The following is a 22,770-nucleotide window of genomic DNA, read 5'->3' as shown; positions in this document are numbered from 1 at the left end:
ACCGGCGCCGAAAGACAAGGAGAACATGATGTCCACCCTCGGTTCGTTGAACGAGTTCTGCTGGATGGACGTCAAAGTCCGCGACCCGTCCGGCACCGCCGCCTTCTTGTCGGAGGCACTGGGCTGGTGCTTCGCAGTGGATGAGGAGGACTGGCGCCAGGCCACCAAGATAACCATCGAGGGGTACCGGATCGGCAGGGTCAGTGACAACAGCCGCCCACGCAAGGCGCTCGGCTGGGAAACCCCGGCCGAGCGCCGGCACAAGATACTCGCCGCCTGATCGACCAATTACGTATAGCGACGACCGCTAAAAACCGCGTTCCCTGCCCCTGCGCGGCTTACGTGGCGCCTTTCCCCAGGGTCCGGCAGGCCGTTCCTGCCGGACTCTGGCAACGAATTCGGCACGGGTCGAAACGGCCCGTGACTGCGGGCGCAGGACCGACTCTGCGTCCCACGGCTCGACATCCGTCCATCCGAACCCGAGGACGATCTCGTCGAAGACCGGTGCGAAGTCCGCACCGACCAGGTCCGGCATCCGGTGGCGCAGCTCTCGAACCCGGGCAACGAAGGCTGCGGGCAACGGGACGTGATACGCCTCCAGATAGTGCGCAAAGTCCGCGCGCCACACCCACATGCCATCGGTCACCAGCGACGAGCAGCCGGACGTGTGCCGGTGAACCTCTCCCGTGACGACATCGACCCCCGCCTCCATGAAGTACCTGAGGTGATGGCCTACGTCGAGATACTCCACGATCTCTGCTTCATCCGGTTCGCCGGACGCTTGCATCTGAGCCCTCAGCGGTCCCGCAGCCAACTCGCTCGAGTAACCGAAGTCATCGAAAAAACCGAGCAGCCTCAGCACGCGCAACCCCTCTCAGCCTCTCCGAAGCAACGTCGAGGCGAGGATACGCGGGTTTGAGGGCCCCCAGTTCGGCCCATGCGCGACCGCAGCCGCCCGGCCGCGTGATCACGACCGAGCGACTGCTTGACTCTCTGTGCCACACGTCAGAGATCACGTGCTGCTACGACCGCTGAAATCCGCGGCCTGCTCCGGGCCTTGACGACGTCCGAGGGTCAGGCCGGCGTGATGTTCTCCGCCTGCGGGCCCTTCTGCCCCTGGGTGATGTCGAAAGTGACCGCCTGGCCTTCCTGAAGCTCACGGAAACCAGAGGCGTTGATGTTGGAGTAGTGCGCGAAGACGTCCGGCCCGCCGCCGTCCTGCTGGATGAACCCGAAGCCCTTCTCGGCGTTGAACCACTTGACGGTTCCGCTGGCCATGCTGCTGCCTTCCAGTCGTCCTCCGGGCCCACACCGCGCGGTCCCGGAGATGCCCTGATCCGCGTCGCACAGCAAAACGCCCGCGCCGAGCACGGGCAGGTACTGCGAACCACGACATCTGTGCAGTGACGCTACACGGCGAAAGCGAACCTCACCAGGGAGCAACAGGCACGATCCGCACCAGGCCACCAGCACCAGTCGTCTGTGCCCGTTCGCGAGACCGGCCGATTCGTCCTCTGCCGATGGCGGTCCGCGTACCGCGCCCAGTACTACGGCCGCCACGGGAATCTGAGCATCCGCACCACCGTCTTTCGCTGACACCGGTTCCTGGGTGCTCCCCGCGCCGCAGACGGGACGGTTACGGTCCCGGAAAAGCTGACCGAGTCCGGCCGCGATGTCCGCCCCACTCCGCAGGGTCCACGACGTCCACGCGAACCTGAGCATCGGCGACCTGGGCCTCAAGGAGTACGCGGCATGGGCGCACGATGACCCCGAGGGAATCTACCGGTCCCTATGAAGGGGACTCACGAAATGAACGGGACTCACGAAACGGCTGACAGAGCAGCCTTAGTTCCTGCAGGAGGCGGGCGTTGATCTTGAGGTTTTTCGCGGCGCCGCGGTGGTCCGTCAGCTTCTTTCCCAGCTCGTAGCCGTCGGGGGCCTTGTAGCCGCTGGTGACGGCGAGGCCGCCGCAGGCGCGGGCGCATTCCTACGGCACGGAGACCTCTACGACAACCGTCGGCCTGGGCGTCAGAGTGTCCCTGAAACGTGCACGCGCGCGCTTCAGGGACACCGCCTCAATCTGACGATCAATCCGGTCACCGCTATGCCTACAGGCTGGCTCTCAGACGCTCGACGAGTTCACCGACGGCTGCCTCACCGCCCCGCGGAGCCTCTGGCCACTCCTCAACATGTGTCCACCAATATTGCCGAGGAGTGCCGGGGTAGCGCGGCAGGAGGTGAACATGCAGGTGAGGCACCTGGTCCCCGATCACAGCCGCATAGACGTGTTCAGCACCTGCAACGTTCCGAAGGGCTCGGGCGGCCGCGGCGTTCCAGCGCCCCATGTGCCCGGCTTCCTCATCGGTGAGATCGGCAAGCCCGGCTGCGTGCCGACGCGGTTCCACCAGTAGGTGTCCGGAACACGTCGAGCGTCTCCTCGTCGCGGATCTGGTAGCCCTGCCGCGTGTGTGGGGTCTGATCGCCGGGGCGGTCGTCAGCAGACGCCGTTTCCCGGTGCTCACGCCGGTGCGGGCGCCTTCTCGGCGGCGTGCCGGCGCTTCCAGCACGCGACGGTCAGCACGGCCAGCAGCGGCCCCCAGAGGATCAGCGGCGCGTAGCAGACATAGAACCAGGCAGCCTCCCAGCCGCTGGCCTGGCTTGGATAGCTGTCCGGCAGGTCGTCGCCTCGGATCGTGGTGCCCTTGATCTCGGAGACGGTGAACAGGAGGGTGAAGATGAGCGTGAGGATCGTGGCCCCGACGGCGGCCGGGACGATCGCTGCCTTCGTCGGGACCCGGCGGCCGCGCAGGACTGGGACCCAGCGTGGGAACACCTCGCCCCAGCGGGCGATCAGGCCTATCGCGGTGAACGCGAGAATTTCGGACATTATCGACAGGGAGACGATGTACGCCCGCTCACCGACCCCGATCCCGTCCTTGAACGCGGCCGGGAGCCGCCAGATACTCGATGGCAGGACGGTCAACGGCACGGTGTACGCCACGAGTTGGATCCCTCGGGACACTCCGGGAACGGGCTCGTGGGCCGCCCGCCATGCAGCGCGAAGTCGTCCGCGACGGGCGGGAGCGGGTTCTTCGACGTGCAGGAGCGGATGCATATGCGGTCCTCGGTTTCGGTGGACTGGTGGCCGACCCGTTCAGTAATGAAGATCCCAGTCAGAGGGGCACCGAGGATCGCTCTGCGGAATGAACTCGGCTCCGACTGAAGGCCGATGGGAGCGGTGGACCACAGGATGACGGCAGGGCGCCGCACGGTGACCAGAGACGGACTGCGCAAGCTGTTCAACCGCCGCGTGCAAGGCGTCCCACAGCCCTATCACGAAGCACTTCGACGGCCTTACTGCAAGCCCTCGATCGTTGCCAGAACTGAGAGGCATCGCTCTCCGGTGGGACCAGACGTTCTCGACCCCGAACGGCGAACGGTGTCGGATTTCCGCTGACAGCACCAGACTCCACCCGTTCGATCGACGGACAGGCGGCCTCCACCTCTCAGGGATCCGTAACTGACTGGCACGAGCGACAATCTGGTCGAACGTGGGGATTCCCATGAACACTGGCAAGGTCCGTGGTCCTTGCTGTGCATCGAGCTGGTCGATTTTTTTCTCGGCCGCGGCCAGGCTGACGGAGAGTCTCGACCTCGCCGAACCAGCCCTCGCGTTGCGCTTCGGCGATCCGGTCGGCGACCGGCTGTCGCGGATCTCGACCAACCGCGCCCTCTCGGCAAGGGAGACGATCAGGGCGGGACATCGGACGCCCCGTTGACTGAACGAACCAGGTTGATTGTGCAGTTCAGGGCACAGGTGACGTTGTCGCCCAGTACGGTCTGCGGTCGTGATGGACGATCGTGTGCCCGACCGAGATCTGTCGAGGTTGGCCGTTCCTCGGTGGGGTCGGCTGGTGGAGACCGGCGACCGGTACCAGCCCTACCGGCTCGTCGACGCCGACGCCGACGGCGCGGCCGTGGCGCCGGTTGCGGTGTTCTTCCAGGAGCTGCTGGCAGCCGGGAAGACGGCGGCGACCGTCCGCTCCTATGGCATGGACCTATTGCGGTGGTGGCGGTTCCTGCACGCGGTCGAGGTGTCATGGGATCGAGCGACGCGCGTGGACGCTCGGGATTTCAGCTGCTGGATCCAGCTGACGGTCAAGCCGCGAGCGATCGCGGCCAAGCAGCGGCCGGCCCGCAGCGTCGGCGCCCCGAACCCGGTTACCGGGAGAACGAGCCCTGGGCTCGGCTATGCCCCATCGACCGTTGCCCACAGCGAGACAGTGCTGCGCAGGTTCTACGATCTGCACCGTGATGCCGGATCTGGGCCGCTGATCAACCCATTCCCACTGGACCTGGCGCGCCGCTCCGGCCGTGCGCACGCACACCACAACCCGATGGACGCCTGGGCACCGGAGCGGAGAGGCCGCTACCGGCCCACCCTTCCGCGCCGGATTCCGCGCTCGATCCCTGACGAGTGGTTCAACACGCTGTTCGCGGCCCTGCCGTCGAACCGGGACCGGGCAATGATCGCTTTTGGGATCTCCAGCGGAGTCCGGGCCTCGGAGCTGATCGGCGTCCGGCAGTGCGACGTCGACCCGGGACAGCAACTGATCAGCGTTGTGCGGAAGGGCTCCCGAGCACGGCAGCAGGTTCCTGCCTCGGCAGATGCGTTCGTGTGGCTGCGGCTTTACCAGCAGGAGCTGCACGGGCTGGTGCCGCGGGGCCGGACGCAACCAGTGTGGTGGACGCTGCGGCGCCCGTTTCAGCCGCTGACATACCACGGCGTCCATCGCATGTTCGAGCGGGTAAACGCCGCCTTGGGTGCGGACTGGACCCTTCACGACCTTCGTCACAGCGCCGCCGCCCGCATGGTGCGCGACCCGGCGCTGACCCTGAACGACGTGCAGTGGATCCTCCGGCACGCGCATCTGACCACGACTGAGCCGCAGGTCGCCTGGTCGAAGCAGGAAGCGGAACGAGTTCGCAGGGTCTATGGACTGGCCTCCTGAGCAGGCATGTTGCCGAGATGATCCCGTCTGATGCATGATCTGCCCTCCAGAAGGGAGGGTCTGGAGTGGTGCATCAGCGCAAGGTGGCCCTGGCCGGGTCGGCTCAACCAGAGCTCGTCTCCGGGATGGTCCAGCTGCGTCCCGAGGACGCGATGTTCGACGCGATGCTGCGGGGCTGGCGTGCTCAGCAGAAGTCACGGGGGCTGAAGGACGACACGATCGACCCGAGGGAACGGCTGATCCGCCGGTTTCTGGAATCCACGAACGGTACCCGTGGCGATGGACGCCCGCCCACCTGGACGAGTGGTCGGCGTCGTTGACGAGCGAGAGGCACTCGGCACCGTCCACGGTCCGCAGCTACCAGGGCATCGTCCGGCTGTTCACCGACCTCCTCATTGACGCCCGCTACGGCTGGGTCCCGGCCTGCGAGGAAGCCTTCGGTACCTTTCCGGTGGCGATCTGCCACGAGTGGAACACCCTCCCTCACCTGCAGGATTACGAAGGAGACCCGGAGGCGAGGCCTTCCACGCGGGAAGAGCTGCAGGTCTTCCTCGACTACGCCGACGACCAAGTGGAGCGAGCGGTCCGGGCGAAACGCAAGGGAGCCCTGGCGGCCTACCGCGACGCCACACTCTTCAAAATGATCTATGGTTGGGGACTGCGCCGGACCGAGACGTCCAAGCTCGATGTGGTCGACTTCGGACGTAACCCGCAGGCCCGCCAGTTCGGCCGGTACGGCACCCTCAACGTCCGCTACGGCAAGGCGAAGAAGGGCCAGCCGCCGCGCAGGCGAAACGTGCTGTCGGTGATGGACTGGGCCGTCGAGGCGGTCACCGACTACGTCGAGAACGTCCGCCCGCGCTTCGGGTTCACCGATCACCCTGCTCTGTGGATCACCGAGCGCGGTGGCCGCCTGCAGCCCGGCTCGATCAACGACCGGTTCGAGGCATACCGGGACGCTCTCGGGCTGACGAAAGAGCTGACCCCGCACAGTCTTCGGCATTCGTACGTCACGCACCTGACCGAGGACGGGGTGGACCGGCGCTTCATCCAGCAGCAGGTCGGCCACGAGTGCGACAGCTCCCTGGCCATCTACACGCACGTCAGCGACGACTTCATGAACACTTCCCTGCACAAGGCACTGGCCCCGGCGTTCGCCGGGGCCTGACAGGAGGGATCCGGCGATGGCCGCCAAGCTCGACTACCACTGGCACCTGCGCAAGGTCATGGCCGGCCGCGGAATGTTTTCCACCACCGACCTCCTCCCACTGCTCGCCGAACGCGGCATCACACTGTCCACGAGCCAGGTCTACCGGCTCGTCGTCGAGCGACCGGAGCGACTGAGCCTGAAGATCCTCATGGCCCTGCTCGACATCCTCGACTGCACCATGGACGACCTCATCGAGCCCATCGCGGCGGCCGGAGCCGTGAAGAAGCCGAAGAAGGCAGCCGCCGGCGGCTCGGCGCCCGAGTCGGAGGGGCTCGGCGGACTGCGTCCAAAGCGTGCCCGGATCAGAGGAGTTGATCGGCCTTGACCACGGCCGACCATCTAGATCGCGCCGTCGCGGACCCGATCGGCCTGATCACCGACCTCGTCTCCGATGTCGAGAAGGAACTCGCCGCCGAGAGAATCCGGGCCGTGGTCACCGCGGTCGCGGGCGGCCGAGCGAAGTCGCGCCAGCTGGCCAAGGCTCTGGCGATGCGGTCCGCCGTCCTGGCCGACGGCCGGTCCCCGGCGCCCCGGGCGATCGGCGATCTGCTCATCGAGCTCCGCAAGGCCGGCGCCTCGGCGATCGCGGCACCGGTCTGCGCGGAGTGCGGCAAGCAGCTGCGGACCCTCCAGCGCAAGGGCCATGGGCGAAAGGCTCCGCACACTCGGCATCCGGCTCGCGGAAGCCCGCTCGACCGCACTGTTCCAGCTCGCCACCGAACTGCCCGCCGCGGTCCTCGCCCGCACCCTCGGCATCGACATCACCGTCGCCGTCACAGGGCAGCGAGCCGCCGCCTGAGACTGGGCGGCTTACGCGGCCGAGGTCAGCCACCGGGCAGCTCAGTCTCACCAGGAGGAAGAAACCCATGCCCCTCGATGACCAAGGCACGAACGCCCAGCCCCCCACAGGCCACGAGATCACGGAAGCAGGCTGGCAAGCCGTTCGCCGAGACGGGCGAGTCCGCGACGAACTCATCAACGCCGCCTGCCGGGAGCCTCGCCTTCGACAGCTCTTCCCCTGGACGGGCATGGGAGAACTGCACTTCAGCCGCTGCACCGAATTTCGCTGGACATGGGACATCCCATACATCCAGCCCGCCAGGGGTGGTGGCTACTGGGTTTCCGGCCCTCTACGCACCGAATCAGTCGGTCCGGCCGCAACCGCAGAAGACGCCATCGCCATGGTGATCGCGAAGTTGCCAGCCAACGCCGGCCCAGCATTCGTGGGAACGCCCGAACAGCTTGCCGCCCATGAAGCTTCGCTCGGCCCGCACCCGACCGTGAACCCAGGCGCTGAATGACCCTGACCGCGGCCTCGCACCTCATCAAGCTCGCTGAGGCATTCCGAGAGTTCCAATACCCGAGCACACCATTAGCGATCTACCCGGCCGAGACCATCGAGGCCCATCGCGCCTTCATCGCCCGCCGCAGGGCCACCCGACCCAGCGATGAGTACCGAACCCCGACCGAGGAGGAATGGGACGCCTTCCTCGCGCACTTCGAGAAGCGCAAGGTCTCCATCGGCACCTGCGCTCGTGCTTTTTCAAGCCCTTGTGTTCAAGGGCACGCTTGCATTCGTTGCTCGCTCCTCCGGCCGGACCCGGCCCAGCGCGGCCGGTTGGAGGAGATCCGCGACAACCTCATCGCCCGCATCGCCGAAGCCGAACAAGAAGGCTGGCTCGGTGAGGTCGAAGGACTCCGGGTCAGCTTGGCCGGCGCCGAAGACAAGCTCGCCCAGGTCGACGCACTGGCCGAGAGACAGTCGGCTGCGGTCCAGCTCGGAACGCCGGACTTCAGCCGGTCCGGAGGAACCGCTGGGACGCCGAGACCAACGTCATGATCGAAGCCAGAGCGAGCGAAGACGAAGATCAAAACGGAACCGACAGCCCGGCCTCGCGCAGCTGGGACAGGGCTGTGGACATGCATTGCTGCACAGTCCTCCCGTCAGCACGCATGCCATGTTCCAAGGGACCCCCACTGGCGGCGAACGTCCACGCCGGCGCGTTGTCGGCGACCCTCTCGGCGTCCACTCTGATCATGGCGTTCACGCCCTGCTCACCCAGCCATTCCAGGATGAGGAGTGTCACGTCCTCGATGCCACCATCCTGGTCGATCTTTGGCCAGCGGCCCTGGTTTCCTGTCATTGCCCAGACTCTACTGAGGGGTCCGAAACGGTCGGCGTCCAGTGGTCAAGTCGGGGGGCTCAGTGCCTGGTTTCCATTCCGGCAAAGAGTTCAGCGCACTCGCTGGCGAAGGAACAGAGCTGGTCCACGACCTGCCGGTACTTCTGCGGATCCCGCAACAGGTTCGGCGTGGCATCGGTCCAGTGCTGCCACAGGCCACCGGCGGCAAGGTATGGGGATGCTCGCTCGGTCCCAAGGACGGCATCGAGGTGAAGCAGGGTGCTGAGAGCGACGATCTGGTCGTAGACGCGGTCGGGTTGAGGCAAGCAGCGATCAAGGTATCTGCAGACTAGATCGGCGTCCGCACTGGTGCCGAAGGTGGCAAGAGTGATGCAGTAGCCCCCGCCGCCGGGGCCTTCGCTGGCCAGCAGGAGTTCGCCGATGCGGCTGCGGAACTCGGTCCTGCCGGCTACAGCAACCAGCCAGGAGGCAGTCTTACGCTCTCGCCAACCGCCTTCGAAAAGGACGCCGAGCTCAGCGGGAGTGATCTCCCCGGCAGCCTTGACCAGCTCCCGCATGAACAAGTCGCGCTCAGGCCCGCTCAACCGCAGCGAGCTTCCACCCAGCCGCAGGTACCGTCGGCCGGGCGTGACGAATCGTCGGACCAGGGCCGAGAGCTCGGGGTCGGTGTTGGCATAGCGCATGGCTGCATCTTTGCCCGGCGGGGACCCAGCTGCCAGCGATTTACCCAGAGCCCCGAGTAGCGATCGCTAGTTCAGAGAAGCATCCATGCTCGTGGATGCAGTCAGTTCCGTCAGCGCGTCCGCAGTCCCCGAGGACGGTGTTGCGAGCAACGTCACGACGGCTGCGCGAGCATGGCGGGCCGGGGCCGGGTCGCCGCTGATGCCGGCCGTCACGATGGCTCCTTCAGCGAGGAGGAAGACCGGTTCGGCCACCGCCACCCCGGCGGCTCGGACCCACGCTGCGATCTGGTCGTGGAATGCCTGCTTGTGTGACCGCACTTCGGCCAGCACCGCCTCGGACGACGAGCCGAGTTCACCGTAGGCATTGGCCCAGGCGCATCCGCGGAAACCGGGCTGCGCGAACCACTCGGCCAGCCAGTCGAAGACGGCGAGTACGCGTTCACGAGGGTCCGGGACCCGTTCCACGTGGGCGGCCAGGTCCCCCCTCCATCGCCGGTCACGACGTTTGAGCACCGCCACGACGAGATCTTCCTTGGCCGCGAAGAACCGGTAGATCCGCTTCAGGGGCAGACCGGATGCTGCCCGGACCTCGTCCATGCCGACCGCCTGGATCCCTCGCTCGTAGAAGAGCCGCTCTGCCGCGTCGAGCAGCGCCTCGCGGTCCAGGCGATGCTGTTCTTCGGTGATCGGGGCCGGCATCCGGGGGCTCCTTGACGTTGAGAACGATCGTTCCCTATCTTAGCCCTGCCGATAGAGAACGTAGGTTCTCAACGTGGGGCAACTCGAGGAGGCCGCATGCCGCAAGACCGCCCGCCCTACCCGCCGTTCACACGGGAGACCGCCCTGCAGAAAGTGCAGGCCGCCGAGGACGCATGGAACACTCGCGATCCCCAACGAGTGGCGCTGGCCTACACGCCGGACTCGACGTGGCGGAACCGGGACACGTTCGTCAGCGGCCGCGAGGAGATCGTCGCTTTCCTGACGCACAAGTGGGAGCGTGAACTCGACTACGCGCTCCGCAAAAGCCTCTGGGCATTCGACGAGAACCGGATCGCCGTCCGGTTCCAGTACGAGTGGCATGACGCAGAAGGCCAGTGGTGGCGCAGCTACGGCAACGAACTGTGGGAGTTCGATGAGCGCGGCCTGATGCGGCGCCGCGAGGCCAGCATCAACGACATCACCATCACCGAAGCCGACAGGCGCATCCACGGCCCCCGGTCCGTGCACGAACACGGGACCGACATCCCACTCCAGTAGCACCCACCCCCACGCTCGCTGCCCCGAGACGGCCGGTCCACGGCCACCTGGGCCCACCGCACCCATTCAGCTTGTCCTCCATGGTCCGGCCAGGCCGCGTCCGGCGATGGACCCGAGCCGCCTGACTGTGCTGCCCATGCCGCGGTGGATGGCAGACGGTCCTTCCTGACCTGCACGGTCCTGGCCGCCGACGACCGCGAGGTGGCCGCCCTTCACGACCTTGCGGACACCCTGTCGCCCTTTCGCCCCAGCCAGCGGGAACGAAGCCCGTCGAGGGTGATCCGGTGCAGAATCTCGGGGTGAATCCGGCCTGAGCCGTCACGCGGAGACCGGGACTGGGGGTGTTGACCAGGAGTGCGCCTTCACCGGCATCGTGGCCGTCAGGAGTGTTCCCGTCCGCACGGCCGGCCCGGACGGCGTCCTCCAGCAGACCGAGGCGCTCCCGCAGGTCCCGCTCGAGAGTGCGCGCGATGCGCCTATCGCGCGCCCGTACGTCCGGACCTGTCGGGGTGTGCACACCATGCAGCCGGCGGCATGCCCTTCGCTACGAGCGACACGCCCCTCGGGGCGGTGATCGCATCGATCGGTTTCCGCATCCGTTCGGCACCGCTGAGGGACATGTTCGTGACATGGCCGGTGGCAACGGGGTTTCCCCTTCCACGGTGCGGCGCTGGGTTCTGGAGGTCTGCGATCTGCTGGCCGCCCGAACCAAGAGACTGGACCGGGCGCTGAGGGAGAACATCCGAAAGGGTGGCCAGGTCGTCCTGCTGCCTGTACGTGGACCGCATCGGCATCTCCTGGCGCTGTCTGCCGCACGACTTCCCGCCCTGAGCCACTGTCTACGGCTACTTCGCCGCCTGGCAGCACGACGGCGTCTTCGAGCAGCTCAACGGCCTGCTGCGGCGCCTGCTCCGCCAGGCCGAGGGCCGCGACGGCGAGCCAACGGCCTGTGTGCTGGACTCCCAGACCGTCAAGACCTCCGCCGACGTGCCCCCTGGCCGGCCAGGGCCTGGACATGGTCAAGCGGATCACCGGGCGCGAGCGGCATCTCGGCACCGACACGCTCGGCCTGCAGCTGACCGTCCTGGTCACCGCCGCCTCGCCCGCGACTACGAGCGGCACCCGCACCGCTCCGCCGCGCTGATCCCCCTGGCGATGATCGACCTCATGGCCCGCCGCCTCAGCGGCGAAGCCACTGCCAACTGGGCGCGGGACCTGACCCGCCGGAACCAAACGCGAAGCGACGGGCCAAACACTCACTATCAAAAGTGGTGAACTTGACCTGGTCAGCGGTCGGTGTGGCGCACGAGGCCGCCGGGTAGCGGGACGTGGTCAACCGCGCACTCGCACGCCACAAACCCGGCGACGTAGACGATCATCCCCGGGGATACTGGTCGCCCATGGATGAGGTCGAAGTCGTCGTTGCCCATTCTGAGCGCGCTACCCTGCGCGTCGGCGATGTGTTCCTGAAGGTGGACGCCGATCAGACGCGTATCGACGTCGAGGTCGAGGCGATGGCCCTGGCGCCGGTCCCGACCCCGAAGGTCCTGTGGCGCAAGCCGCCCGTGCTCGCGATCGCCGCGGTCCCGGGGACAGCGCTCGGCCGCCTCGGCGAGCCGTCGACCGCGTCCCCGGCGGCGTGGGCCGCGGCGGGTGCCGCCATCCGGCAATTGCACGACGCGCCGTTGCCGCCCCGGCCGGGCCGGGGCGGCCGGGGCCTCGACGAGTTGGCAGCAGATCTCGACGGCGAGTGCGAGTGGCTCGTGACGAACGGCGTCCTGCCCGCCGGCCTGGTCACCCGCAACCGCCAGGTCGCCGAGGCCGCGCTCCGGCCATGGAGTCCGGTGTTCACGCACGGCGACCTACAGATCGCTCACGTGTTCGTCGACGGCGACGAGATCACGGGCATCATCGACTGGTCCGAGGCGGGCCAGGGTAATGCCCTGTTCGACCTCGCCACCTTGACGCTCGGACACGAGGAGCACCTCGGCGACGTCGTCGCCGGCTATGGCACCGACGTCGACCTCGACGGGATCCGCGCGTGGTGGTCGTTGCGAAGCCTCTTGGGGGTTCGCTGGCTGATCGAGCATGGCTTCGACCCGTTCGCGCCGGGCTGTGAGGTCGCCGTGCTGAGGTCCCGGTTGTGAGGCTGCGCGAGCCCGACTGCTGTGAGCGCGTTCTGACGCATCGAGCAGCCCATCCCCTGGGCACATCGCCTGTCCTGTTCAATGCAACATCCGCCTCCCCGGCGCCCCCGACAGTCGGCGACTGCGTACCCATGCCTATGGACGCGCCAACCAAACTGCGCAAGCGGTTTCGGTTCGTGTCGGGCGTCGGGTGGCCCGCGAACCAGGGTGGAGTCTTCATGGGGTGCGAAGTGTCCTTCCGCGTGCCGGAAACCCTCGACGTGGCGGTCGCAGACAGACCTGTGGAAATGCCGACCGGCAAACAACGTGTCCTGTTGGCCTCCCTGCTGGTCGACGCCAACCAGGCGGTGCCCGTGGAGTGCCTCGTCGACCGGCTGTGGGGGGCCTGCCTGCCCTCTCGGCCGCGTTCGGCGCTGCACACGCTGCTCACCCGGTTACGGCAGACGCTGGACGCGGGGCGCACATGGTCTGTCGGAGCGGTGCACACCTCCGCCAGCGGCTATTCCCTGCGGGTCCGCACCGACCACCTCGATCTGCTGAGGTTCCAGGGGCTGCTCGCGGTGAGTCGGCGCCTCGCCGACGAGAAGGACCTCGAGGCGGAGCGCGGCGTCCTTGCCGACACCCTGGCGCTGTGGCGGGGAACGCCGCTGGCCGACGTGCACTCCGACGCCCTGGACCGCGACGTCGTCCCCGCCCTCACCGAGCGGTGGATCAGCGCCATCGAGCAGTACCACGACGTCTGTCTGCGGCTCGGCCGCCAAGTACTCCAGACCCCGTACGAAGTTTCCGCACGATGAGCCAGGCTCGCAGCAGGCGTGGTCGTGGTCGTGATCCTGGTCGATGTGCCAGTGGGACGTCTTCCTGAGCGGAATCCCGAAGTCGTCATCTTCTTCACGTCGCCACAGAGCGCACACGCGGAGTTCTGTATGCGCAGGATGGCGTTGACCTCGTCCATCGTGGAGGCCGGGGTTGCAACTGTGCGCCTTGCCGCACTCGGAGCCTGCCGCGGTTGCGGGCTCCACCGGCGCGTGGCGGTCCAGCAGGGCCCGGCCCGTGCTGTTCCCCGCAATGGCGCGCCCGGTCCGGGACCGCCCGGCAAGCCCGGTCGTGAGAGGGCTTCCGCCCCTGGGTACGGTCCGCTGCCTCTCCGCACCGCGGCCCGAGTCCGGGCATCTCCGCGTCCGGCCTGACGCGGCGAGCGGCTTCCGGCACGGTACGGAGCCCTGAGAACCCGAAGGCTGGCACCCATGCGACATATGCACTGGACCACACCGAACCGACTACAGCGGTTTCCCCCGCGAAGCCGTCCGCCCCCCCCCGCCCGGACGATCGCTTACGCCCCGGAAGCCGTCGAGACGAACTGTTTCTGTCACGTCCAAGGGGATGTCCTGACCGTGCAGGCGCTGGCCCGGCCAGCAGCCGGGCCAGCGCCTCTCCCGGGGGAACCGGCTGTTCGGTGTCGTAGCCGCGCAGATTCACATACAGCTGCCCGTCAGGGAAGGCCTCCCGTGCCCGGTGGCCCCAGTGCACGGCCAGCGCGGTCTTGCCCACTCCCGGCGTGCCGGAGATCAGGCAGATCACCGCCGCGGTGGACGACGTGTCCGGGGCCGTCAGCTTGTCCAGCTGTGCCAGTTGCTGCTCACGGCCGGTGAAACCGGACACGTCACCGGGCAGCAGCCACGGTGCCCGACCCAGCCGTAGGGGGTGGCTCGGGGCCGGCGCTGCCAGCACGGGATCGGCGGTGAGCACCGCCCGCTCCACACGCCGCAGTTCGGAGCCGGGTTCGATGCCCAGTTCCTCGTCCAGCAGCCCGCGGGCGTCCCGGTAGGCGGCGAGAGCCTCCCCGCTCGCCCGGTGCCCCGCGATCGCCCGTCATCGCCGGTCTCCTCAGCGCGTGGAGCAATCCCTCCCACCGTAATCCCGGGACCGCTGCCTCGGCGCGACCCGGTGCGGGCGAGGTCCGGCCCGGTCATCTGCTGGGTGCCGATGACGCCGAGCAGCCCGCGTCTGCCAGTGACGGTGCTGCCCGGGGCGGCAGTGAGGACGACGATGCGCACGTTGCTGCCGGGGTCGGGGAGCCGCCTCTCCCTGTGGTGGCGGCTGCCACTCGGTGGCCGAGCCGCCGCAGCTCGCCTTGGATCCGCAGGTAGCCGTATGAGGTCCTTGCCTCCCCTGATACGCGACCGCGGCCAGCGTCCAGGACTCCGTCGCCGGCACCCACCTGCTCAACCAGACGGCCGCCGCCCGTCCCGCCCTGCGCAAAGCCTGGGTGGACGGCGGCTACCGCCAGCACCTCATCGAGCAGGCCGCAACGCTCGGCATCGACATGGGCAACGTTCAGCGCCCCGCCGACCGGCGCGGCTCCAGGCCGCTGCCGCGTCGATGGACGGTGGAGCGCACGCTGGGCCGGCTGATGTTCCACCGCCGCCTGGCCCGCGACCACGAGGCCCTGCCCGCTGCGGCCGCCTGGGGATGCCGCGCCAGGACGGAGCGGACGTGGTGAGGCGGCAGGTCACGTTCACTGGGGAGGCGCAGTAGACCGGGGGAACAATCCCTCAGCCGACCCCGCCCCCACCCGCACCAGCCCCAACTCATAGGCCATGATCACGGCCTGCGCCCGATCGCGCAGCTCCAGCTTCGCGAACAGCCGGTTGATATGGGTCTTCACGGTGTGATCCGTGATCGTGAGCCGGCTCGCGATCTCCGCGTTGGACAGCCCTCGAGCGATCAGGGTGAGCACCTCTGCCTCTCGCGCGGTGAGCTCCCCCACGGAGTGCACCGGCAGCCGCGACACCCGCGCATGCACGAACTCGCCGATCACCCGCTTGGTGATCTCGGGCGAGAGCAGAGCGTTCCCGGCCGCCACCACCCGCACCGCGTGCAGCAGTTCGGGAAAGGTGGCGTCCTTGAGCAGAAAGCCGCTCGCCCCGGCCGCGAGCGCGTCGTACACGTACTCATCGAGCCCGAAGGTCGTCAGCATCAGGACTTTCGTCGCGCCCCCGGCCCCGGCCCCGGCCCCGGCCCCGGCCAGAATCTCGCGGGCCGCCTCGATGCCGTTCTTGTGCGGCATCCGGATGTCGAGGAGCGCGAGATCGGGCCGCATCTCGGCAGCGATGCGTACTGCCTGCACACCGTCCTCGGCCTCGCCCACGACCTCGATGTCCTCCTGAGTGTTGAGGAGGTTCACAAAGCCGGTGCGGACGACCGCCTGATCGTCGGCGACCAGTGCCCTGATCACACCCGACTCCTTCTCCGTGCCGATCACCCGGTCCCCCAGGGAAGCTCCGCCTCCACCAGGAAACCTCCGTCCGGGCCCGCGCCCGCGCTGAGCCGACCGCCGACCAGGGCCGCCCGCTCCCGCATCCCGGTCAGGCCGTGGCCCGCGCCGGAGCCTGGACCGGAACCCGGGCCCGGGCCATTGTCGTGGATGCGCAGCGTGAGCAGCCGGTCGGCACCGTAGCCGATCTCCACCACGGTCCGGGCGCCGGGCGCGTGCTTGCGCGCGTTGGTCAGCGCCTCCTGGGTGATCCGGTAGGCGGACAGCTCCCACGCGGCGGGCAGCGGCACCCGTTTCCCTGTGACCCTCAGCTCGGCCTCACCGCCCACCGCGCGGTGCTGCTCGACCAGTTCGGCGAGATGGTCGAGGGTCGGCTGCGGGGCGGTGAGGGCCATGTCCCCCTGGCCCTGGGGGGTGCGCAGGACGCCGAGGAGGCGGCGCAGTTCGGCCATGGAGGAGCGGGCGGTGCCGGCGATCTGCTGGAAGTTTTCGCGGGCCTCGGGGGTGAGTCCGGGGGTGGTGTACGTGGCGCTCTCGGCCTGCACGGCGATCATCGACACCGAGTGCGAGACGATGTCGTGCAGCTCACGGGCGATGGCGGCCCGTTCGGCCTCGGCGGCCTGCTGCCGCTCCATGGCGATCAACTGGGCCTGTGCCAGGTTCCGTTCCTTGCGGGTCTCCTCCCGGGAACGTACCGCGTCACCCATCATCACGGCCCCGAAGATGGCCACGGTCAGCAGGAACGACTCGGTGAACAGACTGAGCGAGCCCTTCTCCCAGAGCGCGGGCACCGGCAGGTCCATCCGCGACCAGGTGTTGATGTGCACCAGGTTCACGCACAGGGCCCCGAGCGCGGCGCCCGCGACGGTCAGCGCGGGGTGCAGTACCCGGTTGCGGCCCAGGGTGTAGCAGCCGATCAGCCCGCTCGCCATGATCGAGACGTACAGGTTGACGTCCCCGGCGAATCCGAGCAGCCCCGCGGCGACGGTGAGCACCGCGACGGGCGGGAACGACCGTCGCCACATCAGCGAGGCGGAGGAGACGAGGACCCCGATCGCCGTGGTCATGGATCCGGGATAGGCGATCAGCTCGGCCACCGCGCCGACGGTCAGGGCGCCGCCGGTGACCCAGGGGTAGGCGGGCCCGGCGATCCGGGCGTGGAACCGTTGCTGAAGGGACGTACTCATACGTCCATGGTCCGGGCCGGCGCGGGTGCGCGCGTCGCCGCACGGGTTGAGCCTGCGGCCGGATGTCATGCCACGGGTTGAGTCCCAGGTCCGGAGCCTCGGTTGACGCCCTCCGACCTGCGAATTTCTACCGTCGATGGTCATGACGAGAAGTCTTGAACGGTACGTGCGACACATCTGGTACGTGCGACACATCCGGTACGTGCGACACATTCGGTACATCCGGTACATGCGACAGATCCGGTACGTACGTCACGAGCGGTACACGTGGGCCGGCTGCGCGGTCGTCGCACTGGGGCTCGCCCTGGCCTCGGATCTGGGGCCGCACCGGGTGTGGGGTTGTGTGGCGGGGGCGGGCTACGCGGTCGCGGCGGTCCTGGCATGCGGTGCGCGCTCCCGCCCCGCCGCCCGGGTGGTCGCGGTGGCGGGGGCCGTCGTGGTGCCGCTCGTCTCGCTGGTGACGGCCGAGCTCGGGCAGTCGGAGATCAGGGTCGTCGAGCGGTCGGGACAGTTGCTGCTCACGACCGGCAGCCCGTACGTCGCCGACCCCACGACCGTCGCCGACTTCAACCCCTACCTGCCCGGGATGGCGCTCTTCGGTGTGCTGCCCGGAGATGCGCGCTGGTGGCTGGGCAGCGCCTTCGTGGCGGCCCTCGCCGCGGCCGGCCTGAACCGGGCCCGACTGCTCGCCTGCCCTCCGATCGCGCTGTCCCTCGCGGTCGGAGGCATCGACCTTCCGGTCGTCGGCCTCATGTGCCTCGGGGTCGTGCTCGCCGGGCAGGGTCGGTCGGGGCGGGCGGGGCTGGTGCTCGGGTCCGCGGCCGCGCTCAAGTGGACGGCGTGGCCCGCGCTGCCCGTGGCGCTGGCGCTGATCGTGGTACGCCGGGGCGGTCGGCCCGCGCTGCGGTACGCGGTCGTGGCCCTGTCCACCGCGACGGCGGCGGTGCTGCCCTTCGCCCTCGCTGACCCCGCCGGCTTCCACCGGAACGTCATCGCCTTCCCGCTGGGCCTCACCGACACCACCTCGCCTGCCGCGAGCCCACTGCCCGGGCTTCTGCTCGCGACGTACGTCCCCGGCGGCAGGGTGATCGCGCTCGCGCTCCTCGCGGTGAGCGCGCTGCTGATCGCGGTGTCGCTGGTGGCGCAGCCGCCGGGGACGGCACGGGCGGCGGCCGCCCGGCTCGCGCTCGGTCTGGGCCTGGCGATGGCCCTGATGCCCGTGAGCCGCTTCGGCTATCTGGTCCATCCGCTGGTGCTCGGGGCGCTGGCGTACCGGATGACACAGCGCGGCAGCACCCCTGTCGGCCCTGCCACCCCTGCCACTCCTGTCACCCCTGCCGCCCCTTCCAGGGAGAAGGCCCTCGTATGACGAACAACTCCCGCCCTCGCACACTGATCGTCACCAACGACTTCCCGCCCAGGCAGGGCGGCATCGAGACGTTCGTCCGTGAACTGGCCGACCGGTTCCCGCCCGACGAGGTGGTCGTCTTCACCTCGGCGCCGAGCCCGGCCACGGCGGAGTCCGCACCCGACGAGTCCTTTCCGTACCCGGTGATCCGCCACCGGGTACGCACCCTCCTGCCCACCCCCCGGGCCACCGCGCACGCCGCATCCGTGGCCCGCCGGTACGGCTGCGACCGAGTGTGGTTCGGCGCGGCGGCGCCGCTCGGCCTGATGGCGGGCCGACTGCGGGAGACGACGGGCATCCGTACCGCCGTCGCCACCACGCACGGCCACGAGGTGTGGTGGGCCCGCACCCCCGGAGTCAGGGCCCTGCTGCGCCGCATCGGCACGGAGGTCGACGCCCTCACCTGGCTGGGCGCGAGCACCCGCCGGCCGATCGAGGCGGCCCTCGCTCCCGGGACCCGCTCCGCACGTCTGGTCCCCGGTGTGGACACCACGGCCTTCCACCCCGCCCTGGACGGTGGGCCGGTGCGGGCCCGCTATGGCCTGGGCCGCCGCCCGGTGATCCTGTGCGCGGCCCGGCTGGTCCCGCGCAAGGGTCAGGACACCCTGATCAGGGCGCTGCCATGGATCCGCAGGGCGGTCCCGGACGCCATGCTCCTCCTGGTCGGCGACGGCCCTTACGCCTCCGCACTACGCCAACTTGCCGCAACCGAGGGCGTCTCGGACTCGGTCGTCTTCGCAGGCGGCCACCCCCACCACACCCTCCCCTCCTTCTACGCCGCCGCCGACGCCTTCGCCATGCCCTGCCGTACCCGCAGACGCGGCCTGGAAGTGGAGGGCTTGGGCATCGTCTACCTGGAGGCCGCCGCGTCCGGACTCCCCGTCCTGGCAGGCGACTCGGGCGGCGCCCCCGACGCGGTACGCGACGGCGAGACCGGCCATGTCGTCGACGGCCGCTCGGTGGCAGCGACGGCGGACCGCCTGACCAGACTCCTCCGCAACCCCGAACTCGCGCACGAGATGGGCGAGAAGGGCCGCCACTGGGTCCAAACGGAATGGAGCTGGGATTGCTCCTACGCAACTCTGGCGGGGCTACTCAATTCAGGAGCAGCAAGGTGAGTGAGCGCAAGCCGTGAAGGTCCTCCACCGCAACCCCGCCGACCAGGGCAAAGGCTTCGTCCCGCAACCCAAAAGGTGGGTGGCCGAGCAGTGTGACGGCACCTTGACGCTGCACCGGCGCCTGGCCCGCGAATGCGACCACCGGCCCGACAACGCGGCTACGCGCGTCTACTGGGCCTCCCCAGTGAACGTGACCTGCCGCCTCACCACGTCCGCTCCGTCCTGGCGGGGCACCCCCAGGCGGCCGCGTGAACATCACCGGCCTCCTCACCACTCTCCAAGCCCGCCACGACGCGGCCACCGCCAGGGCCGGCGAACTACGCGACCAGATCGAGCATTTCACCGCGGTTCTCGCCGGCACCGAAGCGCGTCCCGCGCACCGGGACACCACCCGGAAAGTCATCGCCGAACTCGCACCACCCGAGACCCCGCCGGCTCCGCCCGAGTCGACCACCGCCCACCGGGCCATCGCGGGCGCTGTCGGCCAGCACCCCGACCCCGACCAGACCTTTTGAGTCCGCGCACCACACCGCCTCCTCGGCATGTCCACCGACGACCCGGCCCTGAGCCTCACGCGTAGCCGTCCACATCCAGGTGGTTCCCGGCGGCCGCACTCCGTCCGCCCCCCAATCAGCGACAGAGCCCAGAAGCTGAGCCAGAACCACAGAAAGGACAGCAGGCGTTCACCACTTCGGGAGGCGCTGCGAGTGCCGATTGCTCGGTTCCCTGTCGGGTTCGTACCCAGGGGGGCGTTTCCCGCCGGCCCGCGATCCCGCGTTCGGCGGCTGTCAGCTGGCTACCAGGACTTCCACACCGAGCGTCTTGAGCTGCTCGACGACCGTGTCTTGGGGGTCGGCATCGGTGATCAGTCCGCTGACTTTCTTCCATGGCAGGACACGGAACCGCGAGGCCGTGCCGATCTTCTCGGAGGAGGCGAGGATGTAGGTGTCCGCGGCCCGCGCGGACAGGGCGCGCTTCATCGCCGCTTCCTCGGCGTCTCCTGTGGTCAGTCCGGCCTCGGGGTGCACGCCGGTGACGCCGAGCAGGCACAGGTCGGCGGAGATGTTCTGAGCGGCCTCGACCGCGGCGGCACCGCAAGTGACCGCCGAGTGCTTGAAAACGCGCCCCCCGAGCAGGAAGAGCTCCGCCTGCGGATGGTCGAGCAGCGCCGCGGCGATCGTCGGGCTGTGGGTGATCACGGTGCAGTCAAGGTCCGCCGGGAGGGCGCGGGCGACGGCCAGGGCGGTGGTGCCGCCGTCGAGGATCAGCGCACCGCCCGGCCGCACCAGTCCGACTGCTGCCGAAGCGACCTTCCGCTTGCCGTCCGGGGCCACCGTCTGCCGGGCCTCGTAGTCCACCACCGCCGGGGACACAGGCAGCGCGCCGCCGTAGACGCGCTGACACAGCCCCTCGGCGGCAAGGTCACGCAGGTCGCGCCGCACGCTGTCCTCGGAGATTCCCAGCTCGGCGGCGACCTCCTTGGCAACGATCTTCCCCTTGCGGGCGAGCAGACCAAGCAGGTGATCACGCCGTTCAGCAGCCAGCATTCACGTTCCTTCCTGTTGTTGCACGGTTCTGCATGTATCTTAGCGCCCGTGACCGACAAGCCCATGCTCATCCTGATCGCAGGCCCCTACCGCTCCGGCACCGACGGCGACCCGCGGGCCATGGCCTCCAACCTCGCCCGCCTCGAAGCCGCCGCCTGGCCCGTCTTCGCGGCCGGCCACCTCCCCGTGATCGGGGAGTGGATCGCCCTGCCCGTCCTCCGATCCGCCGGCGCGGGTCCCACCGACCCCCTCGCCGACCAGGTGCTCTACCCCACCGCCGACCGCCTGCTCGCCCACTGTGACGCCGTGCTGCGTCTGCCCGGCGACTCTGTCGGCGCCGACCAGGATGTCGCCACCGCCCGCAGCCGAGGCCTGCCCGTCTACCACGACGTGACCGAGATCCCCCGCCGCACCCCGCAGGAGACCGCGTGACAACCCGCCCGGGCATCGACACGCCCGACCATCGCGGCCGTACCGGCCTCGACCAGGCCGGACGCGACCTGGACCGCAATCCCGACGTCGTGATCCGCGACGTCGAGCTCACCTCCCAGGGCTGGCACGTCCTGCGCCGCACCACCTTCGACTACCGGCGCCGCGACGGCCGGTGGGAAACCCAGCAGCGCGAGACCTACGACCGCGGCAACGGCGCCGTCGTCCTGCCCTACGACACCGGACGCGGCTGCGTCCTGCTCACCCGCCAGTTCCGCTACCCGGCCTACGTGAACGACCACCCTGACGGCATGCTCATCGAGGCCGCGGCAGGACTGCTCGACGCGGACGACCCGCACACGGCGATCCGCCGCGAGAGCGCCGAAGAACTCGGCGTCACCCTCGGCCCGCTCACCCACATCATCGACGCCTACATGAGCCCCGGCTCAGTCACCGAGCGCCTCCACTTCTTCGCCGCCCCCTACACCCCCGCCGACCGGACCGGCGCCGGCGGCGGACTCGAGGAGGACGGCGAGGACATCGAGGTCCTCGAACTCCCCTTCACCGAGGCCCTCGCCATGACCCGCGACGGACGCATCACCGACGGCAAGACCGTCCTGCTCCTGCAATGGGCGGCCCTGGACGGGCCCTTCGCCCGACAGCGGAATCTCTGAAAGCGGCCTCCCATCGGTACGCCCACGTTTGCGAAGAGTCCGCTTCCCAGGGCGGCTCAGGTGCCTCCCAACGCGGTGAACAACTGCTGTCCATCTCGGGGCTCCGTCCCACTTTCCGTCGTGCGAGGGGGAGCGCCTCTGTGCGGTCCAGGCGGAGGCGCCTGACCTGCACCGCATCAGGTCCGTCGCTGCCGGGCGCCCTCGACGTCGACCAGCTGCACAGAGAGTGAGCCAGAGCCCGTCCCGGTGAACGGAGCCAGCCGTCCGGAGGGCATCCGGAGGGCATGGTTCCGCAGCCCACTTCCTTTGATGGGGCCGTGTGTCGTGCCGGCTCTGTTCACACCCGGGCCGGTCATCCCACTGGGATGACCGGCCCGGTGACTTTCAGTTCTCGGAGCCTGCTGGTTGATCAGCGAACTCGCGCATGATCTGCTCGAACGCTTCGGCATTGCTGTCCCGTGCGCGCCGGTTCAGCATGGAGGGGAAGCCTACTCGGCGGGTCATGAAGTCTGCGGGGTTCTGATGCTGCGACTCAGGAGCGTCTTGATCGCAGCGGCGTCGTGACACAAGACGGCGCTGCAGGAGGGACGACAGCGGAGGCCGTGCTGCCAGACGTCGGTCGATGCGGCCGAGTTCTGACTGCCAAGGTTCCGTACTGCTCCTGTTCGAAGCGACGT

30 protein-coding genes and 2 pseudogenes are annotated in these 22,770 nt (G+C 68.9%); 20 read left to right on the top strand and 12 right to left on the bottom strand.

All coding sequences use genetic code 11. The features are described from left to right. Window positions 1-25: 25 nt before the first annotated feature. Complete coding sequence (locus IE242_RS28290; protein WP_189864152.1) at window positions 26-280, top strand: VOC family protein; 255 nt, start codon at window positions 26-28, stop codon at window positions 278-280. A 27-nt stretch (window positions 281-307) separates the two neighbouring features. Here IE242_RS28290 and IE242_RS28285 read toward each other — a convergent pair whose 3' ends face one another. Both IE242_RS28285 and IE242_RS28280 read right to left on the bottom strand, forming a co-directional pair. Next, window positions 308-862, bottom strand: a complete 555-nt coding sequence (locus tag IE242_RS28285; protein WP_189864150.1) for a hypothetical protein — start codon at window positions 860-862, stop codon at window positions 308-310. A 212-nt stretch (window positions 863-1,074) separates the two neighbouring features. Beyond that, on the bottom strand, window positions 1,075-1,278 hold the full coding sequence (locus tag IE242_RS28280; RefSeq protein WP_069934205.1) for a cold-shock protein: 204 nt from the start codon (window positions 1,276-1,278) through the stop codon (window positions 1,075-1,077). 394 nt (window positions 1,279-1,672) lie between these two features. On the opposite strand from IE242_RS28280, the gene IE242_RS38680 reads away from it, so the two are divergent. Then, window positions 1,673-1,795: a DUF6924 domain-containing protein gene (locus IE242_RS38680; RefSeq protein WP_268249502.1), complete on the top strand. Its 123-nt coding sequence runs from the start codon at window positions 1,673-1,675 to the stop codon at window positions 1,793-1,795. A 313-nt stretch (window positions 1,796-2,108) separates the two neighbouring features. Here the strand turns inward: IE242_RS38680 and IE242_RS39305 are convergent, their stop codons facing one another. Both IE242_RS39305 and IE242_RS28270 read right to left on the bottom strand, forming a co-directional pair. Beyond that, window positions 2,109-2,405, bottom strand: a complete 297-nt coding sequence (locus IE242_RS39305) for an HIT family protein (RefSeq protein ID WP_373299604.1) — start codon at window positions 2,403-2,405, stop codon at window positions 2,109-2,111. A 113-nt stretch (window positions 2,406-2,518) separates the two neighbouring features. Then, window positions 2,519-3,001, bottom strand: coding sequence for a hypothetical protein (locus tag IE242_RS28270; protein WP_373299599.1), 483 nt, complete (start codon window positions 2,999-3,001; stop codon window positions 2,519-2,521). Between the two features lie 562 nt (window positions 3,002-3,563). Between IE242_RS28270 and IE242_RS28265 the strand changes: the two genes are divergently transcribed. The 5 genes from IE242_RS28265 to IE242_RS28250 all read left to right on the top strand — a co-directional run bounded on the left by IE242_RS28265 (window position 3,564) and on the right by IE242_RS28250 (window position 6,547). Beyond that, on the top strand, window positions 3,564-3,779 hold the full coding sequence (locus IE242_RS28265) for a hypothetical protein (RefSeq protein WP_189864144.1): 216 nt from the start codon (window positions 3,564-3,566) through the stop codon (window positions 3,777-3,779). A gap of 72 nt (window positions 3,780-3,851) precedes the next feature. Continuing rightward, window positions 3,852-5,012: a tyrosine-type recombinase/integrase gene (locus IE242_RS28260; protein ID WP_189864304.1), complete on the top strand. Its 1,161-nt coding sequence runs from the start codon at window positions 3,852-3,854 to the stop codon at window positions 5,010-5,012. A gap of 68 nt (window positions 5,013-5,080) precedes the next feature. Then, on the top strand, window positions 5,081-5,332 hold the full coding sequence (locus IE242_RS38945) for a hypothetical protein (protein ID WP_308436790.1): 252 nt from the start codon (window positions 5,081-5,083) through the stop codon (window positions 5,330-5,332). After that, window positions 5,329-6,180, top strand: a complete 852-nt coding sequence (locus IE242_RS28255; RefSeq protein ID WP_308436789.1) for a tyrosine-type recombinase/integrase — start codon at window positions 5,329-5,331, stop codon at window positions 6,178-6,180. Before IE242_RS38945 ends, IE242_RS28255 begins: the two co-directional genes overlap by 4 nt. A 16-nt stretch (window positions 6,181-6,196) precedes the next feature. Beyond that, entirely contained in the window at window positions 6,197-6,547 is a 351-nt protein-coding gene (locus tag IE242_RS28250; RefSeq protein ID WP_189864142.1) for a helix-turn-helix domain-containing protein, read from the top strand. A gap of 14 nt (window positions 6,548-6,561) precedes the next feature. On the opposite strand, the gene IE242_RS28245 is transcribed toward IE242_RS28250, so the two are convergent. Further along, window positions 6,562-6,867 carry a hypothetical protein gene (locus IE242_RS28245; RefSeq protein ID WP_189864139.1) on the bottom strand — a complete coding sequence of 102 codons (306 nt, stop codon included), beginning with the start codon at window positions 6,865-6,867 and terminating at the stop codon, window positions 6,562-6,564. Between IE242_RS28245 and IE242_RS28240 the strand changes: the two genes are divergently transcribed. The 3 genes from IE242_RS28240 (at window position 6,866) to IE242_RS28230 (ending at window position 8,062) form a co-directional block, all read left to right on the top strand. Beyond that, entirely contained in the window at window positions 6,866-7,021 is a 156-nt protein-coding gene (locus tag IE242_RS28240) for a hypothetical protein (protein ID WP_189864137.1), read from the top strand. The two genes, IE242_RS28245 and IE242_RS28240, sit on opposite strands and share 2 nt — an antisense overlap. Before the next feature lie 67 nt (window positions 7,022-7,088). Continuing rightward, window positions 7,089-7,523 carry a DUF6193 family natural product biosynthesis protein gene (locus tag IE242_RS28235; protein WP_229859544.1) on the top strand — a complete coding sequence of 145 codons (435 nt, stop codon included), beginning with the start codon at window positions 7,089-7,091 and terminating at the stop codon, window positions 7,521-7,523. Beyond that, entirely contained in the window at window positions 7,520-8,062 is a 543-nt protein-coding gene (locus tag IE242_RS28230; protein WP_229859543.1) for an integrase, read from the top strand. Before IE242_RS28235 ends, IE242_RS28230 begins: the two co-directional genes overlap by 4 nt. A 28-nt stretch (window positions 8,063-8,090) precedes the next feature. On the opposite strand, the gene IE242_RS28225 is transcribed toward IE242_RS28230, so the two are convergent. The 3 genes from IE242_RS28225 to IE242_RS28215 form a co-directional block, all read right to left on the bottom strand. Further along, complete coding sequence (locus IE242_RS28225; RefSeq protein WP_189864135.1) at window positions 8,091-8,366, bottom strand: hypothetical protein; 276 nt, start codon at window positions 8,364-8,366, stop codon at window positions 8,091-8,093. 59 nt (window positions 8,367-8,425) lie between these two features. Further along, a complete protein-coding gene (locus tag IE242_RS28220) occupies window positions 8,426-9,049 on the bottom strand; it encodes a DUF6000 family protein (protein ID WP_189864133.1) in 624 nt (207 codons plus the stop codon). Between the two features lie 66 nt (window positions 9,050-9,115). Then, entirely contained in the window at window positions 9,116-9,748 is a 633-nt protein-coding gene (locus IE242_RS28215) for a TetR/AcrR family transcriptional regulator (RefSeq protein WP_189864131.1), read from the bottom strand. Window positions 9,749-9,844: 96 nt separating this feature from the next. Between IE242_RS28215 and IE242_RS28210 the strand changes: the two genes are divergently transcribed. From IE242_RS28210 to IE242_RS28195, 4 genes and pseudogenes are all read left to right on the top strand, one after another. Then, window positions 9,845-10,306 carry a nuclear transport factor 2 family protein gene (locus tag IE242_RS28210; RefSeq protein WP_189864129.1) on the top strand — a complete coding sequence of 154 codons (462 nt, stop codon included), beginning with the start codon at window positions 9,845-9,847 and terminating at the stop codon, window positions 10,304-10,306. 771 nt (window positions 10,307-11,077) lie between these two features. After that, window positions 11,078-11,512: pseudogene (locus tag IE242_RS28205) on the top strand (transposase); the annotation flags it as partial. 194 nt (window positions 11,513-11,706) lie between these two features. Beyond that, on the top strand, window positions 11,707-12,453 hold the full coding sequence (locus IE242_RS28200; RefSeq protein ID WP_189864127.1) for a phosphotransferase family protein: 747 nt from the start codon (window positions 11,707-11,709) through the stop codon (window positions 12,451-12,453). Window positions 12,454-12,767: 314 nt separating this feature from the next. Next, on the top strand, window positions 12,768-13,250 hold the full coding sequence (locus IE242_RS28195) for an AfsR/SARP family transcriptional regulator (RefSeq protein WP_189864125.1): 483 nt from the start codon (window positions 12,768-12,770) through the stop codon (window positions 13,248-13,250). 94 nt (window positions 13,251-13,344) lie between these two features. Here the strand turns inward: IE242_RS28195 and IE242_RS28190 are convergent, their stop codons facing one another. Continuing rightward, window positions 13,345-14,319, bottom strand: coding sequence for an AAA family ATPase (locus tag IE242_RS28190; protein WP_189864298.1), 975 nt, complete (start codon window positions 14,317-14,319; stop codon window positions 13,345-13,347). Window positions 14,320-14,635: 316 nt separating this feature from the next. Here IE242_RS28190 and IE242_RS28185 point away from each other — a divergent pair. Further along, window positions 14,636-14,908: pseudogene (locus IE242_RS28185) on the top strand (transposase family protein); the annotation flags it as partial. Between the two features lie 63 nt (window positions 14,909-14,971). Here IE242_RS28185 and IE242_RS28180 read toward each other — a convergent pair. Together IE242_RS28180 and IE242_RS28175 are read right to left on the bottom strand one after the other, a co-directional pair. Beyond that, window positions 14,972-15,691, bottom strand: a complete 720-nt coding sequence (locus IE242_RS28180; RefSeq protein ID WP_189864121.1) for a response regulator — start codon at window positions 15,689-15,691, stop codon at window positions 14,972-14,974. Between the two features lie 23 nt (window positions 15,692-15,714). Next, complete coding sequence (locus IE242_RS28175) at window positions 15,715-16,917, bottom strand: sensor histidine kinase (RefSeq protein ID WP_189864119.1); 1,203 nt, start codon at window positions 16,915-16,917, stop codon at window positions 15,715-15,717. A 229-nt stretch (window positions 16,918-17,146) separates the two neighbouring features. Here IE242_RS28175 and IE242_RS28170 point away from each other — a divergent pair, with 229 nt between their 5' ends. The 3 genes from IE242_RS28170 to IE242_RS28160 all read left to right on the top strand — a co-directional run bounded on the left by IE242_RS28170 (window position 17,147) and on the right by IE242_RS28160 (window position 19,958). After that, window positions 17,147-18,286: a glycosyltransferase 87 family protein gene (locus IE242_RS28170; RefSeq protein ID WP_189864117.1), complete on the top strand. Its 1,140-nt coding sequence runs from the start codon at window positions 17,147-17,149 to the stop codon at window positions 18,284-18,286. Further along, entirely contained in the window at window positions 18,283-19,443 is a 1,161-nt protein-coding gene (locus tag IE242_RS28165) for a glycosyltransferase family 4 protein (RefSeq protein ID WP_189864115.1), read from the top strand. Before IE242_RS28170 ends, IE242_RS28165 begins: the two co-directional genes overlap by 4 nt. 248 nt (window positions 19,444-19,691) lie before the next feature. Further along, window positions 19,692-19,958, top strand: a complete 267-nt coding sequence (locus IE242_RS28160) for a hypothetical protein (protein WP_189864113.1) — start codon at window positions 19,692-19,694, stop codon at window positions 19,956-19,958. 273 nt (window positions 19,959-20,231) lie between these two features. On the opposite strand, the gene IE242_RS28155 is transcribed toward IE242_RS28160, so the two are convergent. Further along, the gene (locus IE242_RS28155) at window positions 20,232-20,990 is read right to left on the bottom strand and encodes a DeoR/GlpR family DNA-binding transcription regulator (RefSeq protein ID WP_189864111.1); all 759 of its coding nucleotides are present in this window, start codon (window positions 20,988-20,990) and stop codon (window positions 20,232-20,234) included. A 48-nt stretch (window positions 20,991-21,038) separates the two neighbouring features. Here IE242_RS28155 and IE242_RS28150 point away from each other — a divergent pair, with 48 nt between their 5' ends. Both IE242_RS28150 and IE242_RS28145 read left to right on the top strand, forming a co-directional pair. Next, complete coding sequence (locus IE242_RS28150) at window positions 21,039-21,422, top strand: DUF4406 domain-containing protein (RefSeq protein WP_189864109.1); 384 nt, start codon at window positions 21,039-21,041, stop codon at window positions 21,420-21,422. Further along, window positions 21,419-22,093 carry an NUDIX domain-containing protein gene (locus tag IE242_RS28145; RefSeq protein ID WP_189864107.1) on the top strand — a complete coding sequence of 225 codons (675 nt, stop codon included), beginning with the start codon at window positions 21,419-21,421 and terminating at the stop codon, window positions 22,091-22,093. The genes IE242_RS28150 and IE242_RS28145 overlap by 4 nt, the downstream gene beginning before the upstream one ends. The last annotated feature ends 677 nt before the right edge of the window (window positions 22,094-22,770 follow it).

It is taken from the genome of Streptomyces poonensis, assembly GCF_014650915.1.
Taxonomy (GTDB): domain Bacteria; phylum Actinomycetota; class Actinomycetes; order Streptomycetales; family Streptomycetaceae; genus Streptomyces; species Streptomyces poonensis.
This window is presented reverse-complemented; position numbering and strand designations above follow the sequence as displayed.